This window comes from Desulfovibrio piger ATCC 29098 (genome assembly GCF_000156375.1).
Lineage (GTDB): Bacteria > Desulfobacterota > Desulfovibrionia > Desulfovibrionales > Desulfovibrionaceae > Desulfovibrio > Desulfovibrio piger.
The window spans coordinates 1-2,001 of sequence record NZ_DS996353.1 but is presented as its reverse complement, the minus strand read 5'-3'; the positions used below and the strand labels follow the sequence as shown (position 1 = coordinate 2,001).

At 61.6% G+C, this 2,001-nt stretch carries 1 protein-coding gene and 1 tRNA gene; one reads left to right on the top strand and one right to left on the bottom strand.

Translation table 11 applies throughout. The annotated features are described in order from the left end of the window. Nucleotides 1–160: 160 nt before the first annotated feature. Entirely contained in the window at nt 161–1,504 is a 1,344-nt protein-coding gene (locus DESPIG_RS01580) for a deoxyguanosinetriphosphate triphosphohydrolase (protein WP_006004240.1), read from the bottom strand. 251 nt (nt 1,505–1,755) lie between these two features. Here DESPIG_RS01580 and DESPIG_RS01575 point away from each other — a divergent pair. Continuing rightward, nucleotides 1,756–1,832, top strand: a tRNA-Arg gene (locus DESPIG_RS01575). Nucleotides 1,833–2,001: the final 169 nt, after the last annotated feature.

Here is a 2,001-nt window from a genome sequence, read left to right as displayed (position 1 = left end):
GTCGCGGACTTTCAGGCAGGCCGATGCCCCGGGGACCGCACGCTGGCAGCCCCAATCAAAAAGCGCCCTTTTCAGGGCGCGACACCATAGCACCGGAAAGGCGGGGATGCCCCTGCCCTCCGGCTTCCGGGGCCCTCCGCCCCTGTGAAGAATGCTTCCGCTAGCAGGACGTGCCCAGGAACTGCGTGGACACGAAACTGGCGTACTGGTCGGTCATGCCGGTGATGAAATCCAGCACCCGCAGATAGGAGACGTACAGGTCATCCTCACGGCGCGGCGCATGCCCGCCCATGAGCTGCAGGGCCTGCTGTTCCTTGTAGGTGAGCCGTCCGGGATCGCAGATACGGCGATGGCAGGCCGGGATGAACGTATCCAGCAGGCGCTTGTAGACGCTGTAGGAACCGATCTCCAGCGCCGTCTTGTGGCTGTTTTTGAGGATGCGTTCGTTGAAAATCTCTTTGGCACTGGCCATGTAGGCCCGTACGTCTTCCGGCGCCATGTCCATGAGCGGGCCTTCGCATTCCCGGCGCATGATGCGCTCGTACTGGGTGGCGAAGGTCTCGAACAGGCTCGCGGTCACATGGCCGATGACGCGGGCCCGCACATACCCGGCCCGCTCCCGGTCGGAGCCCATATCTTCCAGCCGTTGCGGATCGAGTTTCAGGCTAGGGGCCAGAGGCTCCACCACCTTCAGGATGTCCGCCAGCGTGATGATGTCCAGCTCGCGGGCGTCTTCCATGTCCACGATGCGGTAGCAGGTATCGTCGGCCGCTTCGGCCAGCAGGGAAAGCGGATGCCGGGCAAAGTCGCCCCGGCGCGTCTTCAGGCCCAGGGCGCGGAACACATCCTCGAAGATGGCGGCCTCGGCCTGATAGTAGTTGAACTTGCACTTGCCGCCACGCGCACGGGACTGCCAGGAATCCCAGGGATATTTGACCATGCTGGCCAGCGTGGGATAGGTGAGCCTGAACCCGCCCTGATCGCGGTTGTTCTCCACCACGTTGACCACCCGGAAGCCCTGGGCGTTGCCGTCGAAGCAGCGGAAGTCGCTTTGCTGCGTCTCCTCCAGCGCGTTCACATAGATGTGGTTGGCCGGATCCCCGAACCAGTCGCGGATGGCGAACTCGCCCGCATGGCCGAAAGGCGGATTGCCGATATCGTGGGCCAGGCAGGCGGCCTCCAGGATCTGGCCGGGGAATTCCGGCGCGGCATAATCCGGCAGCTCGCCCCGGCGGCGCAAAAAATAGCCTGCCATGGCGCCCAGCGAACGCCCCACGCTGCTGACTTCCAGCGAATGGCTGAGACGCGTGTGGATATGGTCGTTACGCACCTGCGGATGCACCTGCGTCTTCCGGGCCAGACGCCGGAACGAACTGGAATAGATGATACGGTCCCTGTCCTGCAAAAACGGGCTGCGGGCCGGGTCCAGCTTTTTAAAATCCACACCGCTGCCCCCGTAGCGCAGGGGAAGGAGCAATTTGCGCCACTGTTCCTGAAAATTCATGGGACCTCCCGCGTGCCTGAAACGATAAAAACATGCCAGTACGTAAGAATTTGCCACGCCCGGATGCGGAAGACAAGGGCGCCGGCGCGTGGCGGACGTGTCCCCCTCTCCTGAAGAAAAAATAGGGACCTCCGGCCGGGGCCTCGATTTCAGACCGGGCAGGCATTGTGATCTTCCCCGCCACACCGCCCGGACCGTGACCGCGGGCCCCCTCTTGACGGACAGACGCTTGCCACCTATAAGGACAGCACGCGCTCGTAGCTCAGGTGGATAGAGCAGGAGCCTTCTAAGCTCTTGGCCGGGGGTTCGAATCCTCCCGGGCGCGCCACAGATTTCAGGCACATACTCTCTGCAGGGTAGGTGCCTTTTTGCGATTTTTCCCATTCTGTTCACAGCGATATGTCAAGGACTAGAGCGCATAAATAAGGTTCTAAAAGGGCTCATATACCTTACGGATTTTTTGCAACTTATAGGAATAAAGGGATAGTGGCTGCAAG